The organism is Streptomyces thermodiastaticus (genome assembly GCF_014656135.1).
In the GTDB taxonomy this organism is placed as follows: Bacteria; Actinomycetota; Actinomycetes; order Streptomycetales; family Streptomycetaceae; genus Streptomyces; species Streptomyces thermodiastaticus.
This window is the reverse complement of sequence record NZ_BNBV01000028.1, coordinates 15051-40875: the sequence shown is the minus strand read 5'-3', so window position 1 is coordinate 40875 and position 25825 is coordinate 15051. Positions and strand designations below refer to the sequence as shown.

Here is a 25825-nt window from a genome sequence, read left to right as displayed (position 1 = left end):
GAGGTGACCGTAAGTCTCAGATCAGTACGCAGCGTATGCGTACATGATCACACCACCGCGGGGCGGAACGTAAAAACTTCGTCAGCCGGTGCGCCCGCCCGGACGCCGGAGACGTGCGCCTGACAAGGGCTGCGCCGCCGGGGCGGAACCGAAACATGGCGTTCGTCACGCCGCTCACATGTGATGCCCTCTGGACAGATGGGCGCTCTCGGCGGACGATCAAATGAGTGCGGTCGGCACCGGATGAGCGGCTACGAAGCATCCGGGTCGCAGCCCCCACGGGGCGAACAAGAAGCAAACCCCTCATTTAGGAGCAATCGTGGCGCGCGACATCGCGGCTCCCCCCGTCGTCCCGACCAACCACAAGGACCTGATCTCGTGGGTCAACGAGATCGCGGACCTCACGCAGCCGGACAACGTGGTCTGGTGTGACGGATCCGAGGCCGAGTACGAGCGTCTGTGCGAAGAGCTCGTCCAGAAGGGCACCTTCCGGAAGCTCGACCCGGTCAAGCGCCCCAACTCCTACTACGCGGCCTCGGACCCCTCCGACGTGGCCCGCGTCGAGGACCGCACGTTCATCTGCTCCGAGAAGGAGGAGGACGCCGGTCCCACCAACAACTGGGTGGCACCCGCCGAGATGCGGGAGATCTTCCAGGGCAAGGACGGCAAGGGCGGCATCTTCCGCGGCGCCATGCGCGGCCGCACCATGTACGTCGTCCCCTTCTGCATGGGGCCGCTCGGCTCCCCGCTGTCCGCGATCGGCGTGGAGATCACCGACTCCGCGTACGTGGCCGTGTCGATGCGCACCATGACCCGCATGGGACGGGCGGTCCTCGACCAACTCGGCGACGACGGCTTCTTCGTCAAGGCCGTGCACAGCCTCGGCGCCCCGCTGGAGCCGGGCCAGAAGGACGTGCCCTGGCCGTGCAACAGCACCAAGTACATCTCGCACTTCCCCGAGACCCGCGAGATCTGGTCCTACGGCTCCGGCTACGGCGGCAACGCGCTGCTGGGCAAGAAGTGCTACGCCCTGCGCATCGCCTCCGTCATGGCCCGCGACGAGGGCTGGCTGGCCGAGCACATGCTGATCCTCAAGCTCACCCCGCCGCACGGTGAGCCCAAGTACGTCGCCGCCGCCTTCCCCAGCGCCTGCGGCAAGACCAACCTCGCCATGCTGGAGCCGACGATCTCCGGCTGGACGGTGGAGACCATCGGCGACGACATCGCCTGGATGCGGTTCGGCGAGGACGGCCGGCTGTACGCGATCAACCCCGAGGCCGGTTTCTTCGGCGTCGCGCCCGGCACCGGCGAGCACACCAACGCCAACGCGATGAAGACGCTGTGGGGCAACTCCGTCTTCACCAACGTCGCCCTCACCGACGACGGCGACGTGTGGTGGGAGGGCATGACCAAACAGCCCCCGGCCCACCTGACCGACTGGAAGGGCCGCGACTGGACCCCCGGCTCGCCCGAGCCCGCCGCGCACCCCAACGCCCGCTTCACCACGCCCGCCTCCCAGTGCCCGATCATCGCGCCGGAGTGGGAGGACCCCAGGGGCGTGCCGATCTCCGCCATCCTCTTCGGCGGCCGCAGGGCCACCGCGGTGCCGCTGGTGACGGAGTCCTTCGACTGGAACCACGGCGTGTTCCTCGGCGCGAACGTCGCCTCCGAGAAGACCGCCGCCGCCGAGGGCAAGGTCGGCGAGCTGCGCCGCGACCCGTTCGCCATGCTGCCGTTCTGCGGCTACAACATGGGCGACTACATGGCCCACTGGATCGAGGTCGCCAAGGACAAGGACCCGGCCAAGCTGCCGCGGATCTACTACGTCAACTGGTTCCGCAAGAACGACGAGGGCGAGTACGTCTGGCCCGGCTTCGGCGAGAACAGCCGCGTGCTGAAGTGGATCGTGGAGCGCCTGGAGGGCAAGGCCGAGGGCGTGCGGACCCCCATCGGCATCCTGCCGGCCAAGGAGGCCCTGGACACCGAAGGCCTGGACCTGTCGGAGGAGGACCTCGAGTACCTGCTCACCGTGGACCGGGACGTCTGGCGCGAGGAGGCCGCCCTGATCCCCGCCCACCTCAGCACCTTCGGCGACCACACCCCCAAGGAGCTGTGGGACGAGTACCGCGCGCTCGTCGAGCGCCTGGGCTGAGCCGCCCACCCGGTTCCGCCGGACTCCGCGGCCGGCCGCCCGACTGCCCTGACCTGCGTCGTCGCTCAGGCCGGCCGCGGCACGCGGCGCACCGAGGCCGGGTCCGCGCCACCCGGGGAGCGGATCCGGCCTCGTGCCGTGCCGTCCGGCCCCGCAGTGCCCGCTGCGGGGCCGGACGCCGTATGGCCCGTCACGCCCCGGGTACTCGGGTGGCTCGGGGAAAGAGGGTGATGCGGGCATGGCTGGAGACGGTGATTTCTACAAGCACGACCGTCCGGAGGACCCGGATCTGGCCGAGGACCGCCCGCGCGGCGGCGGCCCGGACGAGCCGCAGGGCAGCGGCAACTGGCCCGTGTGGGCGATCGTCCTGGGCATCCTGATCCTGTTCGTGCTCTTCGTGGTGGTGTTCGGCTGACCCGCCGCACACCGGCCGGTCCGTCGCGCCGCCCCGGCCGCCGGCGGACCGGCCTGCCGACGCCCGGACCGCCGTCCCGCCCGTCGCCACCCCGCCCGGCCCCCCGGGGCGGCCTGACGGCATCCTGGTCCTGCCGCCCTCGCGGGCGGCAGCGGGCGAGGGGAGAACGCGGAGCACATGCGCATACTCGTGACCGGCGGTGCCGGTTTCATCGGCTCGGAGTACGTCCGCCGGGCGCTGGCGACGGGGCCGGACCCGGAGCGGACGCCGTGGATCACCGTCCTGGACGCGCTGACCTATTCCGGCGTCGAAGCGAACCTGGCCCCCGTGGCCGGCCACCCCCGCTGCACGTTCGTCCGGGGTGACATCTGCGACCCCGACGTGGTCGACCAGGTGATGGCGGGGCAGGACGCGGTGGTGCACTTCGCCGCCGAGTCGCACGTGGACCGCTCGATCACCGGCGCCGACCCGTTCGTGCGCACCAATGTGCTCGGCACCCAGGTCCTCCTGGACGCGGCCGTGCGCCACCGCGTCGGCCGCTTCGTCCATGTCTCCACCGACGAGGTGTACGGCTCGATCGGCCAGGGTGCGTGGACCGAGCAGTCGCCGCTCGCCCCCACCTCGCCCTACTCCGCGTCGAAGGCCGGGTCCGACCTGCTGGCCCTCGCCTGCCACCGCACCCACGGCCTCGAGGTCGTGGTCACCCGGTGCACCAACAACTACGGGCCGTACCAGTTCCCCGAGAAGGCCATCCCGCTGTTCGTCACCCGCCTGATCGAGGGGGAGAAGGTGCCGCTGTACGGCGACGGCCGCAACCGCCGCGACTGGCTGCACGTCTCCGACCACTGCCGGGCCATCGACCTGGTGCTGCACGGCGGCCGGGCCGGCCACGTGTACCACGTCGGCGGCGGCACCGAGCTGAGCAACCGGGACCTGACCGCGCTGCTGCTGGACGCCTTCGGCGCCGGCTGGGACCGGGTCGAGCACGTGGCCGACCGCAAGGGCCACGATCTGCGCTACGCCCTGGACGACAGCAAGATCCGCGAAGAGCTGGGGTATGCGCCCGAGGTGCCCTTCGCCGACGGTCTGGCCGCCACCGTCGACTGGTACCGCGACAACCGCTGGTGGTGGCAGCCGCTGAAGGAGGCCGCCCGGCTGCGGTGAGGCGCCGCGGCCGTCACCGTCTCCGGCCGGTGCGGCGTGACGCCGCCGGCACGCGGCGCGGCGCGGCCCTCAGCGGGCCGCGCCGCTCAGTTCCGCGTGCTGCGCCGGCTGCTCCCCGGCACCGGCCTGTTCGAGGGCGGCGGCGTGCGCGTCCATCCGCTCGGCCGCCAGGATGGCCGCGGCCGTGTCCGCCCGGGACGCGGCGACCACGAGCGCCCGTCCGGCCAGCGCGTGCGCCCGCCGGTGCAGGGCGGCCGCGTCGCCCGGGGTGTGTGAGGCCGGAACGGGGGCGCGCACCGGGGCGTGTCCGCCCCGCAGCCGGGCCACCTGCTCGGACAGTCGTTCGGCGGCGGCGTCCAGGTCCGCGGAGGGTCCCGTCGTACGCAGCTCGTCGGTGACGGCGAGCAGGGCCGCGAGATGACCGGCGAGCTGTATCTCCAGCTCCTCCTCGCGGGAGCGGTGCGGGACACCGGAGGGGGTGCCGGCCGTCGTGTGGACGGACCGGCGGGAAGACCCGGAGCGGATCGGTTCGTACATGAGACGGCCTCCTGTGCTCTGACAGAAGCCATCCTAGCTTGGATTGCGTCTAAAGTTGAGTCGTGTCGCGACGGGTTGGTAAGGGCACCCTGGGTGAACGTCAGGGCTGACTGTAGCCGTCCAGGAAGGTCCCGATCCGGTTCACCGCGTCGCGCAGATCGCCGACCGTGGGCAGGGTGACGATGCGGAAGTGGTCCGGCTCGGGCCAGTTGAAGCCGGTGCCCTGCACCACCATGATCTTCTCGCGGCGCAGCAGGTCAAGGACCATCTGCCGGTCGTCCTTGATCTTGAAGACCTTCGGGTCGAGGCGCGGGAAGAGATACAGCGCCCCCCTGGGCCGGACGCAGGTCACGCCCGGGATCTGGGTGAGCAGGTCGTAGGCGACGTCCAGCTGCTCCTTCAGCCGTCCGCCGGGCAGCACCAGGTCGTCGATGGACTGCCGTCCGCTGAGCGCGGCGACCACGCCGTGCTGTCCGGGCATGTTCGCGCACAGCCGCATGTTGGCCAGGATGGTCAGGCCCTCGATGTAGGAGTCGGCGTGCGCCCGGGGGCCGGAGATCGACATCCAGCCGACCCGGTAGCCCGCCACCCGGTACGCCTTGGACATGCCGTTGAAGGTCAGTGTCAGCAGGTCCGGGGCGACCGCCGCGGTCGGGGTGTGCGTGGCGCCGTCGTAGAGGATCTTGTCGTAGATCTCGTCGGAGCAGACCAGCAGGTTGTGACGGCGGGCGATGTCGGTCAGCCCCTTGAGCACCGCACGGTCGTAGACCGCGCCGGTGGGGTTGTTGGGGTTGATGATGACGATCGCCTTGGTGCGGTCGGTGACCTTGCGCTCCACGTCGGCGAGGTCGGGCATCCAGTCGGACTGCTCGTCGCAGCGGTAGTGCACCGCCGTGCCGCCGGACAGGGAGACGGCCGCCGTCCACAGCGGGTAGTCGGGCGCCGGGACCAGCACCTCGTCGCCGTCGTCGAGCAGCCCCTGCATCGCCATCACGATCAGCTCGGAGACGCCGTTGCCGATGAAGACGTGCTCGACGTCGGTCTCGATGCCGATGGTCTGGTTGTGCATCACCACCGCGCGCCGGGCCGCCAGCAGCCCCTTGGCGTCGCCGTAGCCGTGGGCCGTGCCGACGTTGCGGAGGATGTCCTCCAGGATCTCCGGCGGGCACTCGAAGCCGAACGCGGCCGGGTTGCCGGTGTTCAGCTTCAGGATGCGGTGACCGGCAGCCTCCAGCCGCATCGCCTCCTCGAGCACCGGGCCCCGGATCTCGTAACAGACGTTGGCGAGCTTGGTCGACTGGATCACCTGCATGTGTGCGAGCTTACGGCGTGGCGACGCGCCGTGGCTCGTGTCTTCCGCCACCCGAGACACCCCCGATCGGGCGATCATGTCCGTGCTCCGGGGTCCCCCCACGCCGACTCCCGTATGCTGCCGCCCTGTTGACGCGGTGCGCCGGACCGCGGACCGCCCCCGGCGACCGGCCGTGGCCGCTTGTTCTCGCCCCCTCTCATAAGAACAATGCACATGACAATGCGGCCGGGGTCGTCCGGCCGCTCACGTCTGCAGAGGGGACCCCCACATGAACAAGCCTCTCCTGGCCGCGCTGTGCTCCCTGGCGGTCGCGGGTCTCGGCGCGACGCCGGCGGCCGCCGCACCCGCGGCGCACCCCACGCCCGAGCGGACCCCCACGACCTCGCTCGTCGGCGTCCTGACGTCGGTCACCGACGACCTGGCCCGCACGGCGAAGGAGACGCGGGCGGCCCGGGCGGCGGCGGGCAGCTTCGCCGGCACGGTCGCGCTGAGCAACTGCTCCGGCTCCGTCGTGCGCCTGCCGGACTCGGCCGACTCCGACCCCGCGCTCGTCCTCAGCAACGGCCACTGCCTGGAGAGCGGCTTCCCCGCCCCCGGCGAGGTCGTCACCGGCCGGCCCTCCAGCCGTACGTTCGGCCTGCTCGACGCCTCCGGCGGCAAGATCGCCACGCTCCGCGCCGACCAGCTGGTCTACGCGACCATGACGGACACCGACGTCTCCCTGTACCGGCTGACCTCCACCTACGCGCAGATCAAAAGCGCGTACGGCATCGACGCGCTGACCCTGAACGACACCCACCCGGTCGCCGGCACCGACATCCAGGTCGTCTCCGGCTACTGGAAGCGGATCTACAGCTGCCGCATCGACGGGTTCGTCCACCAGCTCAAGGAGGGCGACTGGACCTGGAAGGACTCCGTCCGCTACACCTCCGCCTGCGACACCATCGGCGGCACCTCCGGCTCCCCGGTGATCGACACGGCCACCGGCAAGGTGATCGCCGTCAACAACACCGGCAACGAGGACGGCGGACGCTGCACCGTCAACAACCCGTGCGAGGTCGACGAGAACGGCAACGTGACGGTCCGTCAGGGCATCAACTACGCCGAGGAGACCTACCAGATCCCCGCCTGCTTCACCACCGGCAACCGCCTCGACCTGGACGCGGCCGGCTGCACCCTGCCCAAGCCGTGACCCGCCCGGCGGGCCGGACGGCCCCTCACGCCGCGGCGCGGCGCACCGTCCGGCCCGCCAGCACGTCCGTGCGCCGGCCGTCCTCGATGACGAACCGGCCGTCGATCAGGACGTGAGGGATCCCCTTCGGCAGGGTGCGCGGCGCGTCGAAGGTGGCGCCGGGCGCCACCGTGCGCGGGTCGAAGAGCACCAGGTCGGCCCGGTATCCCTCACGGACCAGCCCCCGGTCCGGCAGCCGCAGCCGGGCCGCCGGGCGACCGGTCAGATGCGCCACGCACTCCTCCAGCGACAGCACCCCCAGCTCCCGCACATACCGCCCCAGATACTGCGGGAAGGTGCCGTAGGCCCGCGGATGCGGCTTGCTGCCCTGCAGGATGCCGTCCGAGCCGCCGGTGTGCACCCGGTGGCGCATGATCGCCCGCACGTTCTCCTCGTGGCCGACGTGCTGCAGGATCGTCGTGCCGAGCCGGTCGCCGAGCAGCAGCCGCCGCGCCACGGTCCACGGGCTCTCGCCGCGCCGCGCCGCCGACGCGGCGACCGTGTGCCCGACGTACTCGGCCAGCTCCGGCTCGGTCACCCCGGAGATCTCGATGGTCTCCCACTCCACCGGGACCCCGTGGCACCCGTCGGAGCCGGTGACCTCCAGATCATGGCGGATCCGCTCGGCGGTCGCCTCGTCGGTGAGCCGCCGCCGGATCCGCTCCGGGCCGCCCTCGCTCGCCCAGCTGGGCAGCAGCGCGGCCAGGGTGGTGCAGCCGGGGGTGTAGGGGTAGGTGTCGAGCGTGATGTCGGCGCCCGCGGCCAGCGCCTCGTCCAGCAGCACCAGCAGCTGCGGCGCACGGCCCTTGTTCGGCCCGAAGTTCAAGGTGGCGTGCGCCAGATGCAGCGGGCAGCCCGCCTCGCGGGCCAGGGCCACCATCTCCCGGTACGCCTCGATCGCCCCGGCGCCGTAACTGCGGTGGTGGGGGCAGTAGTAGCCGCCGTGGCGCGCCACCACCCGGCAAAGCTGGGTCAGTTCGGCGTCCTTGGCGTACATGCCGGGCGTGTAGGTGAGCCCCGAGGACATCCCGACCGCGCCCTGCTCCATGCCCTCGGCGACCAGCCGGCACATCCGCTGGAGCTCCTCGCCGGTGGGCTCGCGGTCCTCCCAGCCCATGACCAGCGCCCTAAGGGTGCCCTGCGGGATCAGATACGCCGCGTTGACGGCGATGCCCCGGCCGTCGAAGCCGTGGTCCAGCCGGTCCAGGTACTCGCCCACCGAACGCCAGGTGAAGTCGATGTCGTCGCCGTACCCGTTCCAGCCGGCGATCGCCCGGCGCACCTCCTCCAGCGTGCGGTCGTCCACCGGCGCGTACGACAGCCCGTCCTGCCCGATCACCTCCAGGGTCACGCCCTGCGCCAGCTTCGCGCTGTGGTCGGGGTCGCGCAGCAGGGCCAGGTCGCTGTGCGCGTGCATGTCGATGAAGCCGGGGGAGAGCACCAGCCCCTCCGCGTCCAGCTCCCGCCACGCCCGGGGCCGCTGGCAGCCGGCCGCCGCGGCCTCCTTGACGATCGAGACGATCCTGCCGCCCGCCACCGCCACGTCCGCACGGTAGGACGGGCCGCCGGTGCCGTCCACGACGTCCGCGTCCCGGATGACGAGGTCGGCGACATCGCCGGGGTCGACCGGATCCATCAAGGGCCTCCTGCGCTGAGAACGGAGTTGGGGGGAAGACGGCGCGGTCGCGAACAGCGGCCTTCAGAACACCACGGAACAGGGGCCGTCAGAAGAAGGTGCGGACGTAGTCGACGACGGTGCCGTCCGCGCGCACCACCGGGATCAGCTGCCACTTGTCGAACGACGTGCACGGATGGGACAGCCCCAGCCCGATCCAGTCCCCGACCGCGAGATCGGCCCCGTCGGTGGTGGCCAGCCAGGTGTGCTGGTCGGACAGGCCGGTCACGGTGACGCCGGTGGCCGGACGCCGGACACCGTCCCGGTGCACCACCTGCGCGAAGGGCAGATGCAGGTCGTAGGCGGCGTCCCGCTTGCCGGCGTTGGCGAAGGCCTGCGCGGCGGTGGGCCGGGAGACGACCTGCGCCCACAGCCGGAACGCCGGCTCCAGCGCGCCTTCCTCCGGCACCCGGTTGAACGGGGTCAGCTCCCGGTAGTGGCCGTCGTCGTGCGTGACGTACGCGCCCGAGCGCAGCAGCTTCAGCACCGGCCGCGACAGGCCGGGGATGCCGGCGAACACCTCGGCGACCGCGTCGAACCAGGCGCTGCCGCCCGCGCTGACGACGATCTCCTCGGCCCGAGCGAAGTGCCCGGCCTTGTCCAGCTCCGCCACGAGCGCCACCAGCCGCCGCAGATAGGCCCGCACCCGCTCGCCGTCCGCCTGCGGCACCTCGCCCTCGTACCCGGCGACCCCGACCAGCCGCAGCGTCGGCACCCCGGCCACCGCCTCGGTGATCCGGGCGCACTCCGCCTCCGTGCGCGCCCCGGTGCGCGCGCCCTCGCCCGCACCCAGCTCCACGACCACGTCCACGGGCCGCTCGGCGACGCCCCTGAGCGCGGCGTCCATCAGTTCCACCCCGCGCACCGAGTCGACGTAGCAGACGAGGCGGAAGGCGGGGTCGGCGGCCAGCTCGGCGGCGACCCAGCGCAGCGCGGCGGCGTCCACCAGCTCGTTGGCCAGGAAGATGCGCTGCACACCGAACGCCCGGGCGACGCGCACCTGGTGCGGCACGGCGAGCGTGATGCCCCAGGCGCCGTGCTCCAGCTGCCGCTGGAAGAGCTGCGGCGCCATGGAGGTCTTGCCGTGCGGTGCGAACGCCAGCCCGTGCCGGGCGGTGTACGTCTCCATCAGCCGCAGGTTGTGCTCCAGGTGCTCGGCGGACAGCGTGAGCACGGGCGTGGTGAAGCCGCCGGTGAACAGGTTGCGCCGCTGTGCGGCCAGCTCACCGACCGTCAGCCCGTCCGCGTCCGGGGGAAGTCCCTTGAACCGGTGGTCGACCCGTTCCTCGGCCAGACGGGCCAGCGCCTCACTGCGCATGGAACCTCCCTGATCAGGCACGTTGCACAACATGCAACAGCCATTGCACGCTTCGACACCCGCTGTCTAACATCTCGGCCACGCGAGGTCAACGGACACCGCCCCGGACACCGCCCCGGACAGCGCCCCTGACGAACGGCCCGGACGACGGCCCGTACGACGGCTTCGCGACCGCCCCGCGCACCCACCACCGAGGAGCCACGAGCGACGTGACCACCAGCGGATCCGGCACCGGCCCCGGCGGCGTCCAGGCCGTCGACGTCGCCGCGCTCGGCGAGTCCATGGTCACGTTCCTGCCCACCCGCCCCGGCCGCCTCGCCGACGTGCCGTCCTTCGACCGGGCCATCGGCGGCGCCGAGAGCAACGTGCTGTGCACCCTGGCCGCCGCCGGCCACAGCACCCGCTGGGTGAGCCGGGTCGGCACGGACGGCTTCGGCGACCACCTCGTGGAGACCATCGGCGGCCACGGCGTCGACGTCCGCTTCGTCGGCCGCGACCCCGACCGCCCCACCGGCGTCTACTTCCGCTCCGCCGGCGACCGCGCCACCGACGCCCACGAGGTCGCCTACTACCGCGCCGGCTCCGCCGCCTCCGCCATGGACACCGGCAGCGTCGACCGCGAAGCCCTGCGCGCCTGCCGGGTCCTGCACCTGACCGGCATCACCGCCGCCCTCTCCGACAGCTGCCTGGACCTGCTGCGCGACCTGACCGCACCCCGCCCCGGCCGCCCGCTCGTCTCCTTCGACGTCAACTTCCGTCCCGCGCTGTGGCGCCGGGGCGAGGGACCCGAGGTGCTGCTGGAGCTGGCCCGCCGCGCCGACGTGGTGTTCGTCGGCGACGACGAGGCCCGCGCCGCCTGGGGCCTGGACGACGACCGGGCCCTGCTGCGGGAGCTGACCGGGCCGCACACCGTCGTCGTCAAACGCGGCGCCGCCGGCGCCACCGCCTACGACCTGCGCCCCGGCCTGCCCCAGGAGCACACCGCCACCCACGTCCCCGCCCCGGCGGTCGACGTCGTCGCCCACGTCGGCGCCGGCGACGCCTTCGCCGCCGGCTACCTCTCCGCCGCCCTGCGCGGCCTGCCGCCGCGCGACCGGCTGCGCCACGGCCACCTCACGGCCGCCGCCGCCCTCACCGTCCCCGGCGACCTCGCCACGCCTCCCGCCCGCGACCTCGCCGACCGGCTGTGCGCCCTCGACGAGGAGGCGTGGGAGAGACTGCGACTCGGCCCCGGCTGGACCACCGCCACCGCGGACGGGGTCGAGAAGGAGGGACGTACGCCATGAGCCAGACCGTCGACCGCGCCCTGAGCATCCTGCCGCTGCTCGCCGAGGGACCCGCCGACCTCGGACAGGTCGCCGACCGGCTCGGCGTGCACAAGTCCACCGCCCTGCGCCTGCTGCGCACCCTGCACGACCACGGCCTGGTCTACCGCCAGTCCGACCAGCGCTACCGCCTCGGCGCCCGCCTGTTCGCCCTCGCCCAGGAGGCGATGGAGAACCTCGACGTCCGCGAGATCGCCCACCCCCACCTGGTCCGCCTGGGCGAGGCCTGCGGACACACCGTGCACCTGGCGGTGTACGAGGAGGGCGAGGTCCTCTACATCGACAAGGTGGACAGCCGCTACCCGGTGCGCATGTACTCACGGATCGGCAAACCCGTCGCCATCACCGTCGCCGCCGTCGCCAAACTGCTGCTGGCCGACCTGCCCGAACCCGAACGCCGCGCCGTCGCCGAGAGCCTCGACTACCCCCTCTACACGGCCCGCTCCACCCCCGACGCCGCCGCCTTCCTCAAGGAACTGGCCACCGTGCGTGAACAGGGCTGGGCCACCGACCTCGGCGGCTTCGAGGAATCCATCAACTGCGTCGCCGCCCCCATCCGCGGCGCCGACGGCCGGGTGGTCGCCGCGATGTCGGTCTCCGCACCGAACGTCGTCGTCACCGCCGACGAACTCCTCACCCTGCTCCCGCTGGTGCGCCGTACCGCGGACGCCATCAGCGACGAGTACTCCGGAAGAACCCCCGTGACGGACCCCGCGAAGGACACCGCATGACCGAGAAGATCGCACTCACCCCGACAACCCACACCGTCCCGCCGGCGAAGTTCTCCCACGGGGTGAAGAAGGGCACCATCCTCCAGGTCGCCGGCCAGGTCGGCTTCCTGCCCCACGAGGAGGGCAAGCCCCCGACACCGGCCGGCCCGACCCTGCGCGAGCAGACCCTCCAGGCCCTCGCCAACGTCCAGGCCATCCTCGAAGAGGGCGGCGCCACCTGGGACGACGTGATGATGATCCGCGTCTACCTCACCGACGTGGACCACTTCGCCGAGATGAACGAGATCTACAACGCCTACTTCGAGGAGCAGAACCTCACCCAGCCGCCCGCCGCGCGCACCACCGTCTACGTCGGTCTGCCCCCGGGCCTGCTCATCGAGATCGACGCGCTCGCCGTCCTCGGCTGACGCACCCTCAGCTTCCTTTTCCTCACCGCACCGTCGTACGGCGCGGCGCTCACCACCCCTCGGGCGCCGCGCCGCGCTGCCCCCTGCCCGGACACCTGACCACCCGCCCGGCCCGGGGCCCACCCCCCACATCCCTTTCCACGCATGCACTCAGCCCGAGGACCCCCGTATGTCCCACGCCCTCACCACGGCGGCCGCACCGGCGCCCCCGCACACCGGAGGCCTGCTCCTCCTCGTCGACGGCACCCCCGGCCTGCTGCTGATCGCCGCCATCGGCATCGCCCTGCTGCTGTTCCTCATCATCAAGGCGCGACTCCAGCCGTTCGTCGCCCTGCTCGCCGTCTCCATAGCCGTCGGCCTGCTCGCCGGCCTGTCCGTCACCGAACTGTTCGGCACCGTCCAGCGCTCCGACGCCGTCTCCACCATCGAGTCCGGCATGGGTGGCACCCTCGGCCACATCGCCATCATCATCGGCCTGGGCACCATGCTCGGCTCCATCCTGGAGATCAGCGGCGGCGCCGAGGTCCTGGCCTCCCGCCTGCTCACCCTCTTCGGCGAACGCCGTGCCCCCCTCGCCATGGGCCTGACCGGCCTCATCTTCGGCATCCCGGTCTTCTTCGACGTGGGCATCTTCGTGCTCGCGCCCCTCGTCTACGCCGCCGCCAAACGCTCCGGCAAGTCCGTCGTCCTCTACTGCCTGCCGATGCTGGCCGGCCTGTCCATGACGCACGCCTTCCTGCCCCCGCACCCCGGCCCCGTCGCCGCGGCGGGCCTGCTCCACGTCCAGCTCGGCTGGATCATCCTCATGGGCCTGGTCTGCGGCATCCCGGCGGTGCTGGCCGCCTGGGCGTACTCCGCGTGGATCGGCGCACGGGTCTTCGTCGAGGTGCCGCAGGACATGGTGGAGGCAGCGGAGGAGTCCCGGCGCGCGGTCCTCGCCGAACAGCGCGCCGCCGGCGTGCGGACCCAGGAGAAGCCGGTCTCGCTCGGCGTCGTCCTCGGCATCATCGGCACCCCGCTGGTGCTGATCCTGGCGGCCACCTTCTCCTCCATCGGACTCGACCCGTCCACCGGCCGCTCGGTCCTCGAATTCCTCGGCAACCCCTTCGTGGCGCTGACCATCGCCCTGCTCCTGGCGTACTACCTGCTGGGCATCCGCCGCGGCTGGTCCCGCAAGTCCCTGGAGACCGTGTCGACCGCGTCCCTGAAGCCGGTCGGCAACATCCTCCTCGTGGTCGGCGCCGGCGGCATCTTCGGCGCCGTGCTCAAGGCCAGCGGAGTCGCCCAGGCCCTGTCCGACACCTTCCACGGCGTGGGCCTGCCGGTGATCGTCCTGTCCTACCTGATCTCCCTGGTGCTCCGGGTCGCACAGGGCTCGGCGACGGTGGCGATCGTGACGACCGCGGGCATCGTCGCCCCGCTCCTCGCCGAGGGCCACCACTCCCGGGCCTTCGTCGCCCTCGTCATCATGGCCATCTCCGCCGGCTCCATCTTCGCCTCGCACGTCAACGACGGCGGCTTCTGGATGGTGGCCAAGTACTTCGGCATCAGCGAACGGGACACCCTGAAGACCTGGACCGTGCTGGAGAGCGTGCTGTCCTTGGCGGGCTTCCTGGTGGCGTTGGTCCTGAGCTTCTTCGTGCACTGACAGCCGATCCGGTGCACGTCATCCGGTGCACGTGATCCGATGCGCCGACCGACGCACCGACTGACGCGCTGCTCCACTGCGGTGATCTGATTCTGATAACGAACCAGGGGCTGGCCACATGTGCCACAGGATCGTCGACCATACTTCCCGCTGTGGAGCAGCGCACAGGTACGAGCAGCCAGCCCCTGAAGACCGAACCGGTGACCGGCGCCGGATTCGACCCGGCGTTCATCCCCGGCATCACGCCTCCGCCCCGGGAGGAACCACAGGCCACGGCCCCCGAGGACGCGGCTCCGCAGGACGAACGGCCGCAGGCCAAGGCTCCCGAGGCGGCCGACGCGGACACCACCGACGCCGCCGCGACGGCCGACCCGACAGCGGACGACGCGTCAGCGGGCGAGTCGACGGCGGACGAGGCAGACGAGGAGCCCGCGGCCGAGGACGCGGCGGACGACCAGTCCCCCGACGGCCCCGTCTTCGAGGCCGCCGACCGCCGCGCCCGCATCGTCGCCGACCACAAGGGCATCCGCCTGTTCCTGGACGACCAGGAGTGCGACTTCCGCTGGGACGAGATCGGCGCGGTGGAGACGACAGTCTCCCGCTTCGGCAAGCGCTACACGGTCACGGTCCACACCCCCGAACGCCGCTGGTACCCCATCGACATCGACGCCCCCTCCAAGGCCCGCATCAAGGAGTGGGACACCCAGCTCGACGCGGTCCTGGACGCCTACTTCGACGACGGCGAGGGCGAGGCGGAGCAGGGGGCTGAGGACGACGCGGGCAACGCGGAGGAGAAGAGCGAGGACTGACCTCCTCAGCCTCGATGCACCGCGCGGTGATCGGCCTGTGGACGGAGAGATCGTCGCCGTCCATACCGCGACGTGCGCTCCGGTCATCGTTGCAACGAGACTGCGCAAGTGCTCGGCAGGCTCCGGTAAGCACGGTGGCCATCGCCTCGCGCAGCAGTCTCGCCGCGGGCGATGGGGCATCACCGCGCAGGTCGCCGTTCGCGCCGACTCAGCGTACTTCTCCCACAAAGCCGTCGATGTCTGCCGCAAGGCCGACGCATGGTTCTGGCTCGCAGTGGTGGTCAAGAAGACGATCCGTGAGGCCGTCGCGGGCATCGCCAAAACCACCTGGACCTCGATCAGATACGCGGCCGCCATCTGGGACGAGGAAGAACGCTGGATCTCCGACTCGGAAATCGCCGAGGTCCCCCTTCCCCGCGTTCACCAGTAAGAAGAAGGCGTTCCACACCACCGTCCGGCTGGTCGTGCGCCGCGTGAGACGCCTGAACCCCAAGAGCGTGCCCGAGGGACAGGCCGAACTGCTCGACGTCTGGCGCCACCATGCATCTTCACCGGCATCCCCTCCGTCCTTGCCCCGGACGAACCCATGCACCGCGAACACGTGCTCAGATCGAGCAGCTCTTCGCCAATCTGGAGGACGTCACGCTCGGCCACCTGCCCTCGAGGAAGTTCACCGCGAACACCGCCTGGCTCACTCTCGCAGCCACCGCATACAACCTCACTCGTGCCGCCGGATACCTCGCCTCCAGCTTCCACGCCAGAGCACGAACCGGCACAAAGACGTGCTGGCGTTCTAGTTCCTGATCAACGACATCAGGCGCTTCACCGCACACGTTGGATTGACGACGTGGATTGATGCTTCGAGTTATCAGCGTTAGGTGCGAGGATTGTTCCGATCGGGTGTTACTGTGTCCCGCGCGGGTGCAGGGATATGGACCAGTACGCCACTCTCGGAGAACTCAGCGAAGTCTTCTACTGCCAGATGCAAGCGTTCGTTGACGATCTCCGCGCCGCAGAAATAGCGAGGTCCAGGTGATCCGGCGTACAACAGGTCGATGTCAGCCAGAAGTTCACCTGTCCGGGCGATCAGAGCATCCTGGTTGGGAGCGTAGGCTACCAACAGATGCCTATGATTCCCGATGGGAGTATTGGTGAAATTGTCGACCCAGCTGGGCTGGGGATCTCCTTCTCCGAAGGGGATGTGAAGACTTGATAGTCGACTCCAATCCAATCGACTGCCGCTCCAGTGTAGATTGTCGAGATATTCAAAGAATTTGCGGACCTCTGAGGAGGGAGCCAATCTGTGGGGGTGGCTCTCTCGCCACTCCCGCACAAATTGATTCTCGATGTACATGTACTGCATTCTATGTATACGGAAGGTGAGCCAAAACCTCATAGTACGCCTGTTCGGCGTCCTTAGGGTTGCTGAATTTTATTATATTTGCGCCGTATTGCCATCCGTCGCTTCGCTTAGGTCCTTTTCTGGCCCACCAGTTGACATGGAAACCTTTTTCCGGGTTTCCTGGATCAAAGTCGACTCGCCAGCCGCGCAGGCCATCGGGGCTTTGCATCCCGGTTACGCGACCTTTTTGCGGGCCGATCTCCTGGACGAACGGTACAGCATCGTCACCTAGTCCAGCCTTCTCTCGCGCGTCAGCACGCGCTGCGCTGTAGCTGGCGAAGTGCTGCGTCTGTCCATAGCCAGGCGCCAAACCCAGCGGTTCAACCCAGCGGTGAGGGTTTTGAACGTATGCAGAAGGATGCGGTGCTGGGAAGAGCCCGAGAGGGTCCTGTGTTGCGTACCGTGCTGTCTCAGGGTCGTAGTGGCGGAAGAAGTTGTAATGGAGCCCCGTCTCCGGGTCGTAGTACTGGCCCGGGAAGCGTAGCGGTGTGTACGCGCTGCTGTTCGCTGCCCATGCCGTTGTCCCCCACAGGGTGGATCGGGCACGCCATGCGAGGTGGCCGTGTTCGTCCACCAACTCGGTAGGTGTGCCGACCAGGTCGGTGACGATGGCGAAGAAGCGGCCCCGGAGCCGTTCCTCCTGGCTCCGGGGCCCGTTGCCGTGTTCAGCGGTCCACGGTTCAGGTCACGCTCTCACGACCGTCCCGTCACGGCAGGGCGTGCACGTGGGGGCCGACCTCGTTCACCCAGGCGTTGCCTGCGGAGGCGTCCCAGTTGGTGGACCAGGTCATCGCGCCGCGCAGGTCGGGGTAGGTCTTCGAGGGCTTGAAGCTGCCGCAGTTCGTGCCCTGGGTGAGGCAGTCGAGGGCGTTGTTCACGACCGACGGGGAGACGTAGCCGCTGCCCGCTGCGCTGGAAGAGGCGGGAACGCCGAGGCCCACCTGGGACGGGGCGAGGCCGTTCTCCAGCTGGATGCAGGCCAGGGCCGTCAGGAAGTCGACCGAGCCCTGGGCATAGACCTTGCCGTCGCAGCCCAGCATCGTGCCGGAGTTGTAGTACTGGGTGTTGACGACCGTGAGGATGTCCTTGATGTTCAGCGCGGTCTGGAAGTAGCCGGCCGAGGGTGTCTGCATGTCGATGGTCTGCGGGGCCATCGTGATGACCAGGGAGGAGCCGGCCTTGTCCGACAGGGAGCGCAGCGCCTTGGTCATGTAGGTGGCGTTGATGCCGTTCTCGAGGTCGATGTCGACGCCGTCGAAGCCGTACTCCTGCATCAGGCCGTACACCGAGCTGGCGAAGGCTTCCGCCGACGCGTCGTCGTTCACCGAGATCGTGCCGTTCTGGCCGCCGACCGAGATGATGACCTTCTTGCCGGCCTCCTGCTTGGCCTTGATGTCGGCCTTGAACTGGTCGACGGTGTAGCCGCCCAGGCCGGCGGAGTCCAGGTTGAAGGTGACCGCGCCGGGCGTCGTCGTGGCGTCGGCGAAGGCCACCGCGATGATGTCGTAGTCGGATGGCACGTCCGACAGCTTCTGCACCGTGGCGCCGTTGTTGAAGTTCTGCCAGTAGCCCGTCACCGCGTGCTTGGGCAGGTCCGCGGCGCTGCTCGCCGTCACCGCGGCCGGCTCGGCGGACGTGGCGGTGCCCGCTGCCGAGGCCTGGCCGGTGCCGGCGAAGGAGAGGGCGAGGGCGGCCACGCCGGCCACGGCCCATGCGCGGCGGCGCCGGAGCGTACTCGGTGCCAAGGTCACTGGTGCCTCCGTGGGGGGAAGGAGTTGGGGGGGAAGGATTTGTGGGGTTGGGAGGAGGAAAGAGTGGGGGAGGGGTGTAGAGGACAGGGGGGAGTGAAAAGGGCAGGGTGTGGTTGGGGTTGTGGGGGGTGCTTGGAGCACGGTGGCCACCGCGTTGCCCCCCAAGTTGGTCCAGACCAATTGAGTTGTCAATGGGGTCGCGGTGAAGTTCTCGGAACCCAGGGGTCGTTGGGCCGCAGTGGCCCGGTTTGCGCCGGGGACTGCGCGGTCAACGCGCGGTCTGTCACTCACGCTTTCGGGTCTGCCGCGCTTGATCGACCTGCCCTGATTTGCCGTGACTTGAGCACCATCAGATGTCATCCGGCTGCTGAATCACTGTTCTCCCGTCACAACGGCGTGGATACAGTGCTGAGGGAGTCACGCAGTGAAGTCGGCTCGGTACGCCGCAGGACTGTCGGCGCGCCGGGACGGCGTCCGACCGGGGGGAGCGCGCGTGTCCACTGTCATCGCTGTCACCAGCGCCGACATGGCGCTGCCCGCGCAGGACGAGCGAACCGTGCCCGCCGCTGTGCTGCAGGACGTCGACCGGCAGCCGCTGGAGCAGGTGCTGGACGGCATGCAGGGCCTGCTCGACCGGTACGGGCATGTGATCGTCGTGACCTCCCCGGGCGTGGCCGGCGCGGTGGAACGCCGGCTGCACACCGTCCGCTCCCTGCTGGAGAGCGACCGCATCGCCCTGTTCAGCCCTCAGCTTCCGCCGCTCGGTGTCGCCGTCCTGGCCCGGCAGTTACGGCAGCTCGCCTCCTGCGGTCTGGGGCCCGGCGTGCTCGCCTCGGCGGGCCGGCTGCTCACCCACTACGTCCACTGCGGGGCCGTCCTGCCCTCCGTCGCCCACTTGGACCGCGTCCCCGTCGGGCTGCGGGCGCACGCCCGGTCCTGGGTGCCGGGCACCCAGTTCGCCGTCGTCGCCCACCCCGAGCCGCAGCTCGTGCGGGTCGGGCCCGGCGCGGTGCTGCGCGGGCCGGACTTCGGCACCTGGATGGTGGTGGCGCGGGGACGGCTCCAGTCCGACTGGGCGGGCACGACCCTCGCCCCGGCCTGGCGGGTCCTCGGGCTGCACGAGTCCGCGCTGCCGGCCGAGTCGGCCCGCTGGTGGGGGACCGGGAAGCTGGTCGAGTTCTGCGCCTATCTGCCCGACCTGTCGGTGCTCTACCAGCTGGTGGCCTCGGTGCGGCAGGGCGTGTGCCACTGGTGTGGCATCGATGTCATCGGCGACCGCTGCGTCTTCTGCTCCGCCACCCTGCCCGCCGGCGATGCCCCGGCCCGCGCGGCCGCCGCCCCGGGCTCGTCCGCCTCCGGCGCCCCCGCCCACGACGGGTACGGGGGCAACGGCTCCGGGTACGGGGGCAATGGTTCCGGGTACGGCGGCAACGGTTCCGGGTACGGGGGCAATGGTTCCGGGTACGGCGGCAACGGCTCCGGGTACGGCGGGTATGCCTACGGCCCCGGGTACGACGCCTCCGGTGACCGCGCCGTCCACGGCGGCCAGGCGCCCGCCCTGGAGAGTCCCCCGACGACCGGATAGCCGGCCGCCCCTCCCGCCGAGCCGGTCCGCCGACCGGCGTTCGCCCGACCGCTTCCGACCGCTTCCCGGAACGAGACTTCGCCCGACCGCTTCCCCGAACGAGGTAGTACGGTTCATGAACTCCCGTCAGCGCCGCGGCGTGATACTCCTGCTGTTGTCCGTCGTCTGCGCCCTGGGCGCCTTCGCGGGCGTGCTCACCGTCATCAGCGACGTCAAGTCCGAGGTCGGGCCCGAGGTCACCGCCTACCGGCTGAAGTCCGACGTGGCGCCCTACACGACATTGAACGCCGGCCAGTTCGAGAAGGTCTCGATCCCCAAGCGGTGGCTGTCGCCGACCGCCGTCACCGACCTCTCCGGAATCCGGGGCAAGATCGCGGTCACCACACTGCGCCGGGGTTCGCTCCTGCAGAGCGACATGATCGTCGCGCGGCCCGCCCTGCAGCCGGGACAGCAGGAGGTCGCCATCATGATCGACGCGGCCACGGGTGTGGCCGGCAAGATCACGCCCGGCTCCACGGTCAATGTGTACGCCACCTTCGCCGGGCAGCGCGAGGGCGACCCCGACCAGTCCAAGATCATCGTCACCAATGCCCGGGTGATCGACGTCGGCAAGATCACCGCTCTGGACCCCGACGCCGACCATCGCGGTCAGCCCTCCGAGGCCGTGCCCATCACCTTCGCGCTGTCCACCATCGACGCCCAGCGCATCACCTACGCCGAGTCCTTCGCCCAGCGGGTCCGGCTCGCCCTGGTGGCACCCGGCGGCGACACCGACGTCCCGGCCCAGGACCGGACCTACACCCTTGCCAAGGACAAGTGAGAGGCCCGCACGCATGCCCACCAGGATCCTCCCGGCCGTCGGCGACGCGGACGCGGCCCGGTCCCTCACCACCCTGCTCAGCCAGCTCCCCGACGCCGAGCCCCTCCCGCCGGTCACCGACTCCACCCAGCTCGTCGACACCCTCGCCCACCTGGCCGCCGAGTCCGTCGACGAGCTGCCCGAGGTCGTGGTGGTGCACGAACGGATCGGCCCGGTACCGGCCCTGGAGCTGATCCGCGAGGTGGCGCTGCGCTTCCCGGCGGTCGGCGTCATCCTCGTCACCTCCGACGCGGGCCCCGGACTGTTCTCGGCCGCCATGGACTCCGGCGCGCGCGGCCTGGTCGCGCTTCCGCTCAGCTTCGAGGAACTGGCCAGCCGGGTGCAGGCGGTGGCCCAGTGGTCGACGGGCGTCCGCCGTCACCTCGGGCACGGCGGCGACGCGTCCGGCGGGGCCGGCGGCCGGGTGGTCACGGTCAGCGGCGCCAAGGGCGGCGTGGGCGCCACCCTCGCCGCCGTCCAGCTCGCCCTCGCCGCGCAGGCTTCCGGGCACGCGGCCGCCCTGGTCGACATGGACCTGCAGTCCGGTGACGTCGCCTCCTTTCTGGACGTGCAGTTCCGCCGTTCGGTGGCGGACCTGGCCGCCATCACCGACATCTCCCCGCGTGTCCTGGCCGACGCCGTCTTCCGCCACGACACCGGCATCACGCTGCTGCTCGCGCCCGGGGAGGGCGAGCGGGGCGAGGAGGTCACCGACCGGGCCGCCCGCCACATCGTCGGCGCCCTGCGCTCCCGCTACGACGTGGTGGTCCTCGACTGCGGCGCCCAGCTCAGCGCGGCCGGCGCCGCCGCCGTGGAGATGGCGGACACGGCGCTGCTGCTGACCACCCCGGACGTCGTCGCGGTCCGCGCCGCCAAGCGGACCGTGCGGATGTGGGAGCGGCTGCGGATCCGCAAGGCGCAGGAGACCACGGTCGTGGTCAACCGGCTCACCCGCAGTGCGGAGATCCAGCCGTCCCTGGTGCAGAAGATCACCGGTACGGCGGTGGCGGCCACCGCGATCCCGGCCGCCTACAAGGAACTGCAGGGCGCCGTCGACTCCGGCCGCATCCACGACCTGGACAACCGCAGCACCGTCAAACAGGCCCTGTGGTCCCTGGCCGGCGAACTGCGCCTGGTCAAGGCGCCCGAGGGGGAGCCCGCCCGCGCAGGCGGGGGCCGGCTGCGCGGCGACCGGGGCGCGGTGAGCTTCCGCCGGCGGGGCAGGACGGGGGGATGAGGATGCGGGCGATGCGGGCGATCCCCGCACGGCGCCGGTTACGCACCGAGGGCCGGCTGTACACCGCCGGCCGCCCGGGCACCGACGGTCACTCACGTACCCCCGGCCGCCCGGGCACCGGCACTCATCCATGCACCCCCGGCCGCCCGGGCACCGACGGTCTACCGCGCACCCCCGGCCGCCCGGGCACCGGCAGCCGACCGGCCGCCGACGGCCGACCTCGCACCGGCAGCCGGCGAGGGCCGCATCCCGGCCTGGGCCCGCGCGGCGACCGCGGTCAGGTCGCCGTCGAGTTCCTGGGCATGGCGCCCGTCATCCTCGTCACGCTGGTGCTGCTGTGGCAGTGCGTGCTGCTGGGATACACGTACACCCTCGCGGGGAATGCTGCCGACGAGGCGGTGCGGGCCGGGGCGATCGCGGAGGGGGGCCAGGGGGCATGCGAGCAGGCCGGACGCGAAGACCTGCCGGGCGCGTGGCAGGACGGCGCCACGATCAGCTGCGGCGGCCGGGGATCCGGGTACGTCACGGCCCGCGTCGAGCTGAAGGTCCCCGTGCTCCTTCCCGGGCTGATCGGCTTCCCGGTCCCGGTGAAGGCCCACGCGGGCGCCGTGGAGGAGGGGAAGGCGGACTGACATGCCTCACGCCCGCACGACGACGTCACGCCGCCGCCACCGCGACCGCGGCCAGGTCGCCATCGAGTACCTGGGGTTCATCCCGGTGCTGATGCTGGTCGCCGTCGCCGTCGTCCAGATCGGTCTGGTCGCCTACGCCGCCCAGCAGGCGGGCACCGCGGCCCGGGCCGGGGCGCGTGCGGCGTCTCTCGGCCAGGACGCCGGGCAGGCCTGCGCCCGGGCGGTCAGCAACGGGCTGGCGGGCGGCACCAGTTGCCCGGCCGCGTACGGCGGCAGCGAGGTCACCGTGACCGCGGCCGTCCCCATCCCCTCGATCGTGCCCGGCTGGAACCTCGGCCAGGTCCGCAAGACCGCCACCATGCCACTCGACCACTGAAAGGGGGGACGCCACCGATGAGCCTGCGCGCACGCATCAGCTCCCCCGAGGAGCGCACCGGCCGCGGCGAGGACGGCCACCTGGTGGCCTCCTACCGGGCCAAGCTCCTGGAGGAGATCGACCTCGCGGAGATGAGCGCGCTCGCCCCGGCCGAGCGCCGCACGCGCCTGGAACGCGTCCTCGGGCACATCATCAGCCGCGAGGGCCCGGTGCTGTCGACGGTGGAGCGCGCCCAGCTGATCCGCCGGGTGGTCGACGAGGCCCTCGGTCTCGGCATCCTCGAACCGCTGCTGGAGGACTCCTCCATCACCGAGATCATGGTCAACGGCCCCGACGCGATCTTCGTCGAGCGCGGTGGCCGGCTGGAACAGCTGCCGATCCGGTTCGCCTCCGCGGACCAGCTGATGCAGACCATCGAGCGGATCGTCTCCACGGTCAACCGCCGCGTGGACGAGTCCAATCCGATGGTCGACGCCCGGCTGCCGTCCGGCGAACGCGTCAACGTGATCATCCCGCCGCTGTCGCTGACCGGCCCCACCCTCACCATCCGCCGCTTCCCGCGCTCCTTCACCCTGCAGGAACTGATCTCCTTCGGCTCGCTGGACGAGCACATGGTGTTCCTGCTGGCCGCGCTGGTGCAGGCGAAGTTCAACATCATCGTCTCCGGCGCCACCGGCACCGGGAAGACCACCCTGCTCAACGCCCTGTCCGGGCTGATCCCGGAGGACGAGCGCATCATCACCATCGAGGACTCCGCCGAACTCCAGCTGCAGCAGCGGCACGTGGTCCGCCTGGAGTCCCGCCCGCCCAACGTGGAGGGCCGCGGCCGGATCACCATCCGCGACCTGGTGCGCAACTCCCTGCGGATGCGCCCGGACCGGATCGTCGTCGGCGAGGTCCGCGGCGGCGAGTCCCTGGACATGCTGCAGGCCATGTCGACCGGCCACGACGGCTCGCTCGCCACCGTCCACGCCAACAGCGCCGAGGACGCGCTGACCCGGCTGCAGACCCTGGCCTCCATGTCCGACGTCGAGGTGCCGTTCGTCGCGCTGCACGACCAGATCAACAGCGCCGTCGACGTCATCGTCCAGCTGACCAGGTTCCCCGACGGCACCCGACGCGTCGCCGAGATCGCGGTCCTGGACAGCCACGGCGGCGAACCGTACCGGCTGGCGACCGTCGCCCGCTTCGTCGCCCAGCCCATCGCCGCCGACGGCCGCGTCCACGGCGTCTTCGAGCACCATCCGCTGCCCCGCCGCACCGCCGAACGCCTCTACCTGGCGAGCCAGCCCGTCCCGCCGGCCTTCGGCGTCGCCCGGTCCGCAGACCAACTGGCCACCCGGGAAGCCAGGTGACCTCGACGAGCCCCGGGGACCAGGGAGGAACCGCCCCATGGAACTGAGCACCCTCATCACCCTCACCACCGGCGTCACCCTGCTGGCCTGCGTCCTGGCCGTCACCGGCGTCCACGTCTACGCCGCCGGCCGCGCCCAGCGCGCCGCCCTGGTGGACCGTCTGTCCCGGACCGGGCCCGTGCCCGCCGCCCGCCGGCGCCGGTTCCGTTCCCTGGACCGCCGCCTGCGCCGCACCCGGCTCGGCCGCCGGCTGGAACGGAAACTCGCCGCGACCGGCCTGGACATCACCCCGGGCGAGTTCACCGCGGTCATGGCCGCCGTGGTCGCCGCGCTCTGGCTGATCGGCCACGCCGCACTGGCACCGTTCTTCGGCCCGCTCGCCGGCCTGCTCGGCGTGTGGGCCGCCTGGCAGTTCCTCACCTGGCAACGGCAACGCCGCATCGAGAAGTTCATCAACCAGCTGCCCGAACTGTCCCGCATTCTCGCCAACGCCACCCACGCCGGCCTCGCCCTGCGCACCGCCATCGGCATGGCCGCCGAGGAACTGGAGGCCCCCGCCGGCGAGGAGCTGTCCAAGGTCGCCGACCAGCTCGCCCTCGGTGCCTCCCTGGACGACGCCCTCGGCGAACTCGCCGAGCGCCTGCCCTCCCGCGAACTGGTCGTCCTGGTCACCACCCTGGTGCTGTCCAACCGGGCCGGCGGACAGGTGGTCAGCGCCCTGCGCAACCTCACCGAGACGCTGGAGGAACGCAAGGAGACCCGGCGCGAGGTCCGCACCCAGCTGTCCCAGGTCACCATGACCTCCTACGCCGTCCCCGTGCTCGGCGTCGGCGCGCTGTTCCTGATGAACGGCGTCAAGTCCGGCGCCCTGGACCGCATGACCGGCTCCCCGGCCGGCCAGATCGCGGTGATCGTCGCGTTCGCGCTGTACGCGGTCGGGTTCGTCCTCATCCGCCGCCTGTCCCGCATCGACGTCTGAGCCACGGTCCGCGAAAGGGGAGGGGATCAGCCGATGGCCGTCCTGCTGGCACTCGTGGCGGGCCTGAGCGTCTGGGGCATCTTCGCCGGCGTCCGCATGTACCGCTCGGACGCCCGCCTGCCGTCCGACCTCGCCCTCGCCCTGGAGGTCGGCTCCACCCGCACCGGCGCGGTCGGCTCGCTCGTCGACCGCCTCGGCATGCGCTACGCCCCCCTCGTCCTGCGGCTGATGGGACCGAAGCTGGTCGCGAAGTACCGCCGCCGGATCGACCTGGCCGGCAACCCCGGCGGCCTGACCATCGACCGCTACGCCGCCCGCCGCGCCGTCTACGGCTTCCTCGGCGCCGTGGGCTTCCTGGTGTTCCTGCTGCGCGGCCAGTATCTGGTGGCCGTGCTGCTGCTGGCCTTCGGTGCGTTCTGGACGGAGGTCGGCATCTGGGCCGCCGTCCGCCACCGCAAGGACGTCATCGAACGCACGCTGCCGGACTTCCTCGACGTGCTCGCGGTCGTCGTCAGCGCGGGCCTCGGCTTCCGGCAGGCACTGGACCGGGTGGCGTCCCGCTACGAGGGCCCCTGGGCGGACGAGATCCGCATCACCCTGCGCCAGATGGACCTGGGCATGAGCCGCCGCCAGGCCTTCGCGGAACTGCGCCGCCGCAACGACTCCGAACAGGTCGCCATGTTCGTCACCGCCCTGCAGCAGGGCGAGGAACTGGGCGCGCCGATCGTCGACACCCTGGTGTCCCTGGCCAAGGACATGCGCCGCACCGACGCCCAGAACGCCCGCCGCAAGGCGGCCCGCGCCGTCCCCAAGGCCACCTTGATGATCACCACGTTCATGGTCCCGGCCACGATGATCCTCCTCGGCGCCGGTCTGCTCCTCGGCTCGGGCGTGGACTTCGGCTCGATCGCGGGCGAGTAGTGAG

Annotated in this window: 23 protein-coding genes and 3 pseudogenes; 19 read left to right on the top strand and 7 right to left on the bottom strand. The window is 71.1% G+C overall.

The window, feature by feature from the left end:
- Positions 1–319 precede the first annotated feature (319 nt).
- The 3 genes from IE286_RS22080 to rfbB all read left to right on the top strand — a co-directional run bounded on the left by IE286_RS22080 (position 320) and on the right by rfbB (position 3731).
- Entirely contained in the window at positions 320–2152 is a 1833-nt protein-coding gene (locus IE286_RS22080; protein ID WP_189798506.1) for a phosphoenolpyruvate carboxykinase (GTP), read from the top strand.
- A gap of 238 nt (positions 2153–2390) precedes the next feature.
- Positions 2391–2567 (top strand): hypothetical protein, encoded by a 177-nt coding sequence (locus IE286_RS22075; protein ID WP_189798505.1) that lies wholly within the window; start codon positions 2391–2393, stop codon positions 2565–2567.
- A gap of 177 nt (positions 2568–2744) precedes the next feature.
- Positions 2745–3731, top strand: coding sequence for a dTDP-glucose 4,6-dehydratase (gene rfbB / locus IE286_RS22070; protein ID WP_189798504.1), 987 nt, complete (start codon positions 2745–2747; stop codon positions 3729–3731).
- Between the two features lie 69 nt (positions 3732–3800).
- On the opposite strand, the gene IE286_RS22065 is transcribed toward rfbB, so the two are convergent.
- Together IE286_RS22065 and IE286_RS22060 are read right to left on the bottom strand one after the other, a co-directional pair.
- Entirely contained in the window at positions 3801–4268 is a 468-nt protein-coding gene (locus IE286_RS22065) for an SCO4983 family protein (protein ID WP_189798503.1), read from the bottom strand.
- A 100-nt stretch (positions 4269–4368) separates the two neighbouring features.
- Positions 4369–5580: a pyridoxal phosphate-dependent aminotransferase gene (locus IE286_RS22060; RefSeq protein ID WP_189798502.1), complete on the bottom strand. Its 1212-nt coding sequence runs from the start codon at positions 5578–5580 to the stop codon at positions 4369–4371.
- A gap of 268 nt (positions 5581–5848) precedes the next feature.
- Between IE286_RS22060 and IE286_RS22055 the strand changes: the two genes are divergently transcribed.
- Positions 5849–6772 (top strand): S1 family peptidase, encoded by a 924-nt coding sequence (locus IE286_RS22055; protein WP_189798501.1) that lies wholly within the window; start codon positions 5849–5851, stop codon positions 6770–6772.
- A 25-nt stretch (positions 6773–6797) separates the two neighbouring features.
- Here IE286_RS22055 and IE286_RS22050 read toward each other — a convergent pair whose 3' ends face one another.
- The gene (locus tag IE286_RS22050; RefSeq protein ID WP_189798500.1) at positions 6798–8447 is read right to left on the bottom strand and encodes an N-acyl-D-amino-acid deacylase family protein; all 1650 of its coding nucleotides are present in this window, start codon (positions 8445–8447) and stop codon (positions 6798–6800) included.
- A gap of 88 nt (positions 8448–8535) precedes the next feature.
- On the bottom strand, positions 8536–9804 hold the full coding sequence (locus tag IE286_RS22045; RefSeq protein WP_189798499.1) for an amino acid deaminase: 1269 nt from the start codon (positions 9802–9804) through the stop codon (positions 8536–8538).
- 209 nt (positions 9805–10013) lie between these two features.
- Between IE286_RS22045 and IE286_RS22040 the strand changes: the two genes are divergently transcribed.
- The 7 genes from IE286_RS22040 (at position 10014) to IE286_RS27965 (ending at position 15528) form a co-directional block, all read left to right on the top strand.
- Positions 10014–11090 carry a sugar kinase gene (locus IE286_RS22040; RefSeq protein WP_229863339.1) on the top strand — a complete coding sequence of 359 codons (1077 nt, stop codon included), beginning with the start codon at positions 10014–10016 and terminating at the stop codon, positions 11088–11090.
- Positions 11087–11860 (top strand): IclR family transcriptional regulator, encoded by a 774-nt coding sequence (locus IE286_RS22035; RefSeq protein ID WP_189798498.1) that lies wholly within the window; start codon positions 11087–11089, stop codon positions 11858–11860. Before IE286_RS22040 ends, IE286_RS22035 begins: the two co-directional genes overlap by 4 nt.
- Positions 11857–12267: a RidA family protein gene (locus tag IE286_RS22030; protein ID WP_189798497.1), complete on the top strand. Its 411-nt coding sequence runs from the start codon at positions 11857–11859 to the stop codon at positions 12265–12267. The genes IE286_RS22035 and IE286_RS22030 overlap by 4 nt, the downstream gene beginning before the upstream one ends.
- A gap of 169 nt (positions 12268–12436) precedes the next feature.
- Positions 12437–13915, top strand: coding sequence for a GntP family permease (locus IE286_RS22025; RefSeq protein ID WP_189798496.1), 1479 nt, complete (start codon positions 12437–12439; stop codon positions 13913–13915).
- 152 nt (positions 13916–14067) lie between these two features.
- Positions 14068–14724 carry a flagellar biosynthesis protein FlhF gene (locus tag IE286_RS22020; protein WP_189798495.1) on the top strand — a complete coding sequence of 219 codons (657 nt, stop codon included), beginning with the start codon at positions 14068–14070 and terminating at the stop codon, positions 14722–14724.
- Between the two features lie 37 nt (positions 14725–14761).
- Complete coding sequence (locus tag IE286_RS22015) at positions 14762–15154, top strand: hypothetical protein (protein WP_189798494.1); 393 nt, start codon at positions 14762–14764, stop codon at positions 15152–15154.
- Between the two features lie 110 nt (positions 15155–15264).
- Complete coding sequence (locus IE286_RS27965) at positions 15265–15528, top strand: transposase (RefSeq protein WP_189798493.1); 264 nt, start codon at positions 15265–15267, stop codon at positions 15526–15528.
- A gap of 70 nt (positions 15529–15598) precedes the next feature.
- Here IE286_RS27965 and IE286_RS22005 read toward each other — a convergent pair whose 3' ends face one another.
- The 3 genes and pseudogenes from IE286_RS22005 to IE286_RS21995 all read right to left on the bottom strand — a co-directional run.
- Positions 15599–16078: a hypothetical protein gene (locus tag IE286_RS22005; protein WP_189798492.1), complete on the bottom strand. Its 480-nt coding sequence runs from the start codon at positions 16076–16078 to the stop codon at positions 15599–15601.
- A gap of 349 nt (positions 16079–16427) precedes the next feature.
- Positions 16428–16754, bottom strand: a pseudogene (locus IE286_RS22000) (RHS repeat-associated core domain-containing protein); the annotation flags it as partial.
- A gap of 79 nt (positions 16755–16833) precedes the next feature.
- Positions 16834–17829 (bottom strand): annotated as a pseudogene (locus tag IE286_RS21995) (chitinase); the annotation flags it as partial.
- Positions 17830–18403: 574 nt separating this feature from the next.
- On the opposite strand from IE286_RS21995, the pseudogene IE286_RS21990 reads away from it, so the two are divergent.
- The 8 genes and pseudogenes from IE286_RS21990 to IE286_RS21955 form a co-directional block, all read left to right on the top strand.
- Positions 18404–19186 (top strand): annotated as a pseudogene (locus IE286_RS21990) (hypothetical protein); the annotation flags it as partial.
- A 391-nt stretch (positions 19187–19577) separates the two neighbouring features.
- Positions 19578–20282 carry a Flp pilus assembly protein CpaB gene (cpaB, locus tag IE286_RS21985; RefSeq protein WP_189798491.1) on the top strand — a complete coding sequence of 235 codons (705 nt, stop codon included), beginning with the start codon at positions 19578–19580 and terminating at the stop codon, positions 20280–20282.
- 13 nt (positions 20283–20295) lie between these two features.
- Complete coding sequence (locus tag IE286_RS21980) at positions 20296–21558, top strand: CpaE/TadZ family protein (RefSeq protein WP_189798490.1); 1263 nt, start codon at positions 20296–20298, stop codon at positions 21556–21558.
- Positions 21559–21860: 302 nt separating this feature from the next.
- On the top strand, positions 21861–22190 hold the full coding sequence (locus IE286_RS27355) for a pilus assembly protein (protein WP_229863338.1): 330 nt from the start codon (positions 21861–21863) through the stop codon (positions 22188–22190).
- Position 22191: 1 nt separating this feature from the next.
- The gene (locus IE286_RS21970) at positions 22192–22566 is read left to right on the top strand and encodes a TadE/TadG family type IV pilus assembly protein (protein WP_189798489.1); all 375 of its coding nucleotides are present in this window, start codon (positions 22192–22194) and stop codon (positions 22564–22566) included.
- A gap of 17 nt (positions 22567–22583) precedes the next feature.
- Positions 22584–23921 (top strand): TadA family conjugal transfer-associated ATPase, encoded by a 1338-nt coding sequence (locus IE286_RS21965; RefSeq protein WP_189798488.1) that lies wholly within the window; start codon positions 22584–22586, stop codon positions 23919–23921.
- A 37-nt stretch (positions 23922–23958) separates the two neighbouring features.
- Positions 23959–24900, top strand: coding sequence for a type II secretion system F family protein (locus IE286_RS21960; protein ID WP_189798487.1), 942 nt, complete (start codon positions 23959–23961; stop codon positions 24898–24900).
- A 33-nt stretch (positions 24901–24933) separates the two neighbouring features.
- Positions 24934–25821 carry a DUF5936 domain-containing protein gene (locus IE286_RS21955; protein ID WP_189798486.1) on the top strand — a complete coding sequence of 296 codons (888 nt, stop codon included), beginning with the start codon at positions 24934–24936 and terminating at the stop codon, positions 25819–25821.
- Positions 25822–25825: the final 4 nt, after the last annotated feature.

Bases quoted from the DNA above. Each gene is read 5' to 3' on its own strand.
- IE286_RS22075 (WP_189798505.1), top strand. From the start codon at position 2,391: ATGGCTGGAGACGGTGATTTCTACAAGCACGACCGTCCGGAGGACCCG.
- rfbB (WP_189798504.1), top strand. From the start codon at position 2,745: ATGCGCATACTCGTGACCGGCGGTGCCGGTTTCATCGGCTCGGAGTAC.
- IE286_RS22065 (WP_189798503.1), bottom strand. From the start codon at position 4,268: ATGTACGAACCGATCCGCTCCGGGTCTTCCCGCCGGTCCGTCCACACG.
- IE286_RS22060 (WP_189798502.1), bottom strand. From the start codon at position 5,580: ATGCAGGTGATCCAGTCGACCAAGCTCGCCAACGTCTGTTACGAGATC.
- IE286_RS22055 (WP_189798501.1), top strand. From the start codon at position 5,849: ATGAACAAGCCTCTCCTGGCCGCGCTGTGCTCCCTGGCGGTCGCGGGT.
- IE286_RS22050 (WP_189798500.1), bottom strand. From the start codon at position 8,447: ATGGATCCGGTCGACCCCGGCGATGTCGCCGACCTCGTCATCCGGGAC.
- IE286_RS22045 (WP_189798499.1), bottom strand. From the start codon at position 9,804: ATGCGCAGTGAGGCGCTGGCCCGTCTGGCCGAGGAACGGGTCGACCAC.
- IE286_RS22035 (WP_189798498.1), top strand. From the start codon at position 11,087: ATGAGCCAGACCGTCGACCGCGCCCTGAGCATCCTGCCGCTGCTCGCC.
- IE286_RS22030 (WP_189798497.1), top strand. From the start codon at position 11,857: ATGACCGAGAAGATCGCACTCACCCCGACAACCCACACCGTCCCGCCG.
- IE286_RS22025 (WP_189798496.1), top strand. From the start codon at position 12,437: ATGTCCCACGCCCTCACCACGGCGGCCGCACCGGCGCCCCCGCACACC.
- IE286_RS27965 (WP_189798493.1), top strand. From the start codon at position 15,265: ATGCATCTTCACCGGCATCCCCTCCGTCCTTGCCCCGGACGAACCCAT.
- IE286_RS22005 (WP_189798492.1), bottom strand. From the start codon at position 16,078: ATGTACATCGAGAATCAATTTGTGCGGGAGTGGCGAGAGAGCCACCCC.
- cpaB (WP_189798491.1), top strand. From the start codon at position 19,578: ATGAACTCCCGTCAGCGCCGCGGCGTGATACTCCTGCTGTTGTCCGTC.
- IE286_RS21980 (WP_189798490.1), top strand. From the start codon at position 20,296: ATGCCCACCAGGATCCTCCCGGCCGTCGGCGACGCGGACGCGGCCCGG.
- IE286_RS27355 (WP_229863338.1), top strand. From the start codon at position 21,861: ATGGCGCCCGTCATCCTCGTCACGCTGGTGCTGCTGTGGCAGTGCGTG.
- IE286_RS21970 (WP_189798489.1), top strand. From the start codon at position 22,192: ATGCCTCACGCCCGCACGACGACGTCACGCCGCCGCCACCGCGACCGC.
- IE286_RS21965 (WP_189798488.1), top strand. From the start codon at position 22,584: ATGAGCCTGCGCGCACGCATCAGCTCCCCCGAGGAGCGCACCGGCCGC.
- IE286_RS21960 (WP_189798487.1), top strand. From the start codon at position 23,959: ATGGAACTGAGCACCCTCATCACCCTCACCACCGGCGTCACCCTGCTG.
- IE286_RS21955 (WP_189798486.1), top strand. From the start codon at position 24,934: ATGGCCGTCCTGCTGGCACTCGTGGCGGGCCTGAGCGTCTGGGGCATC.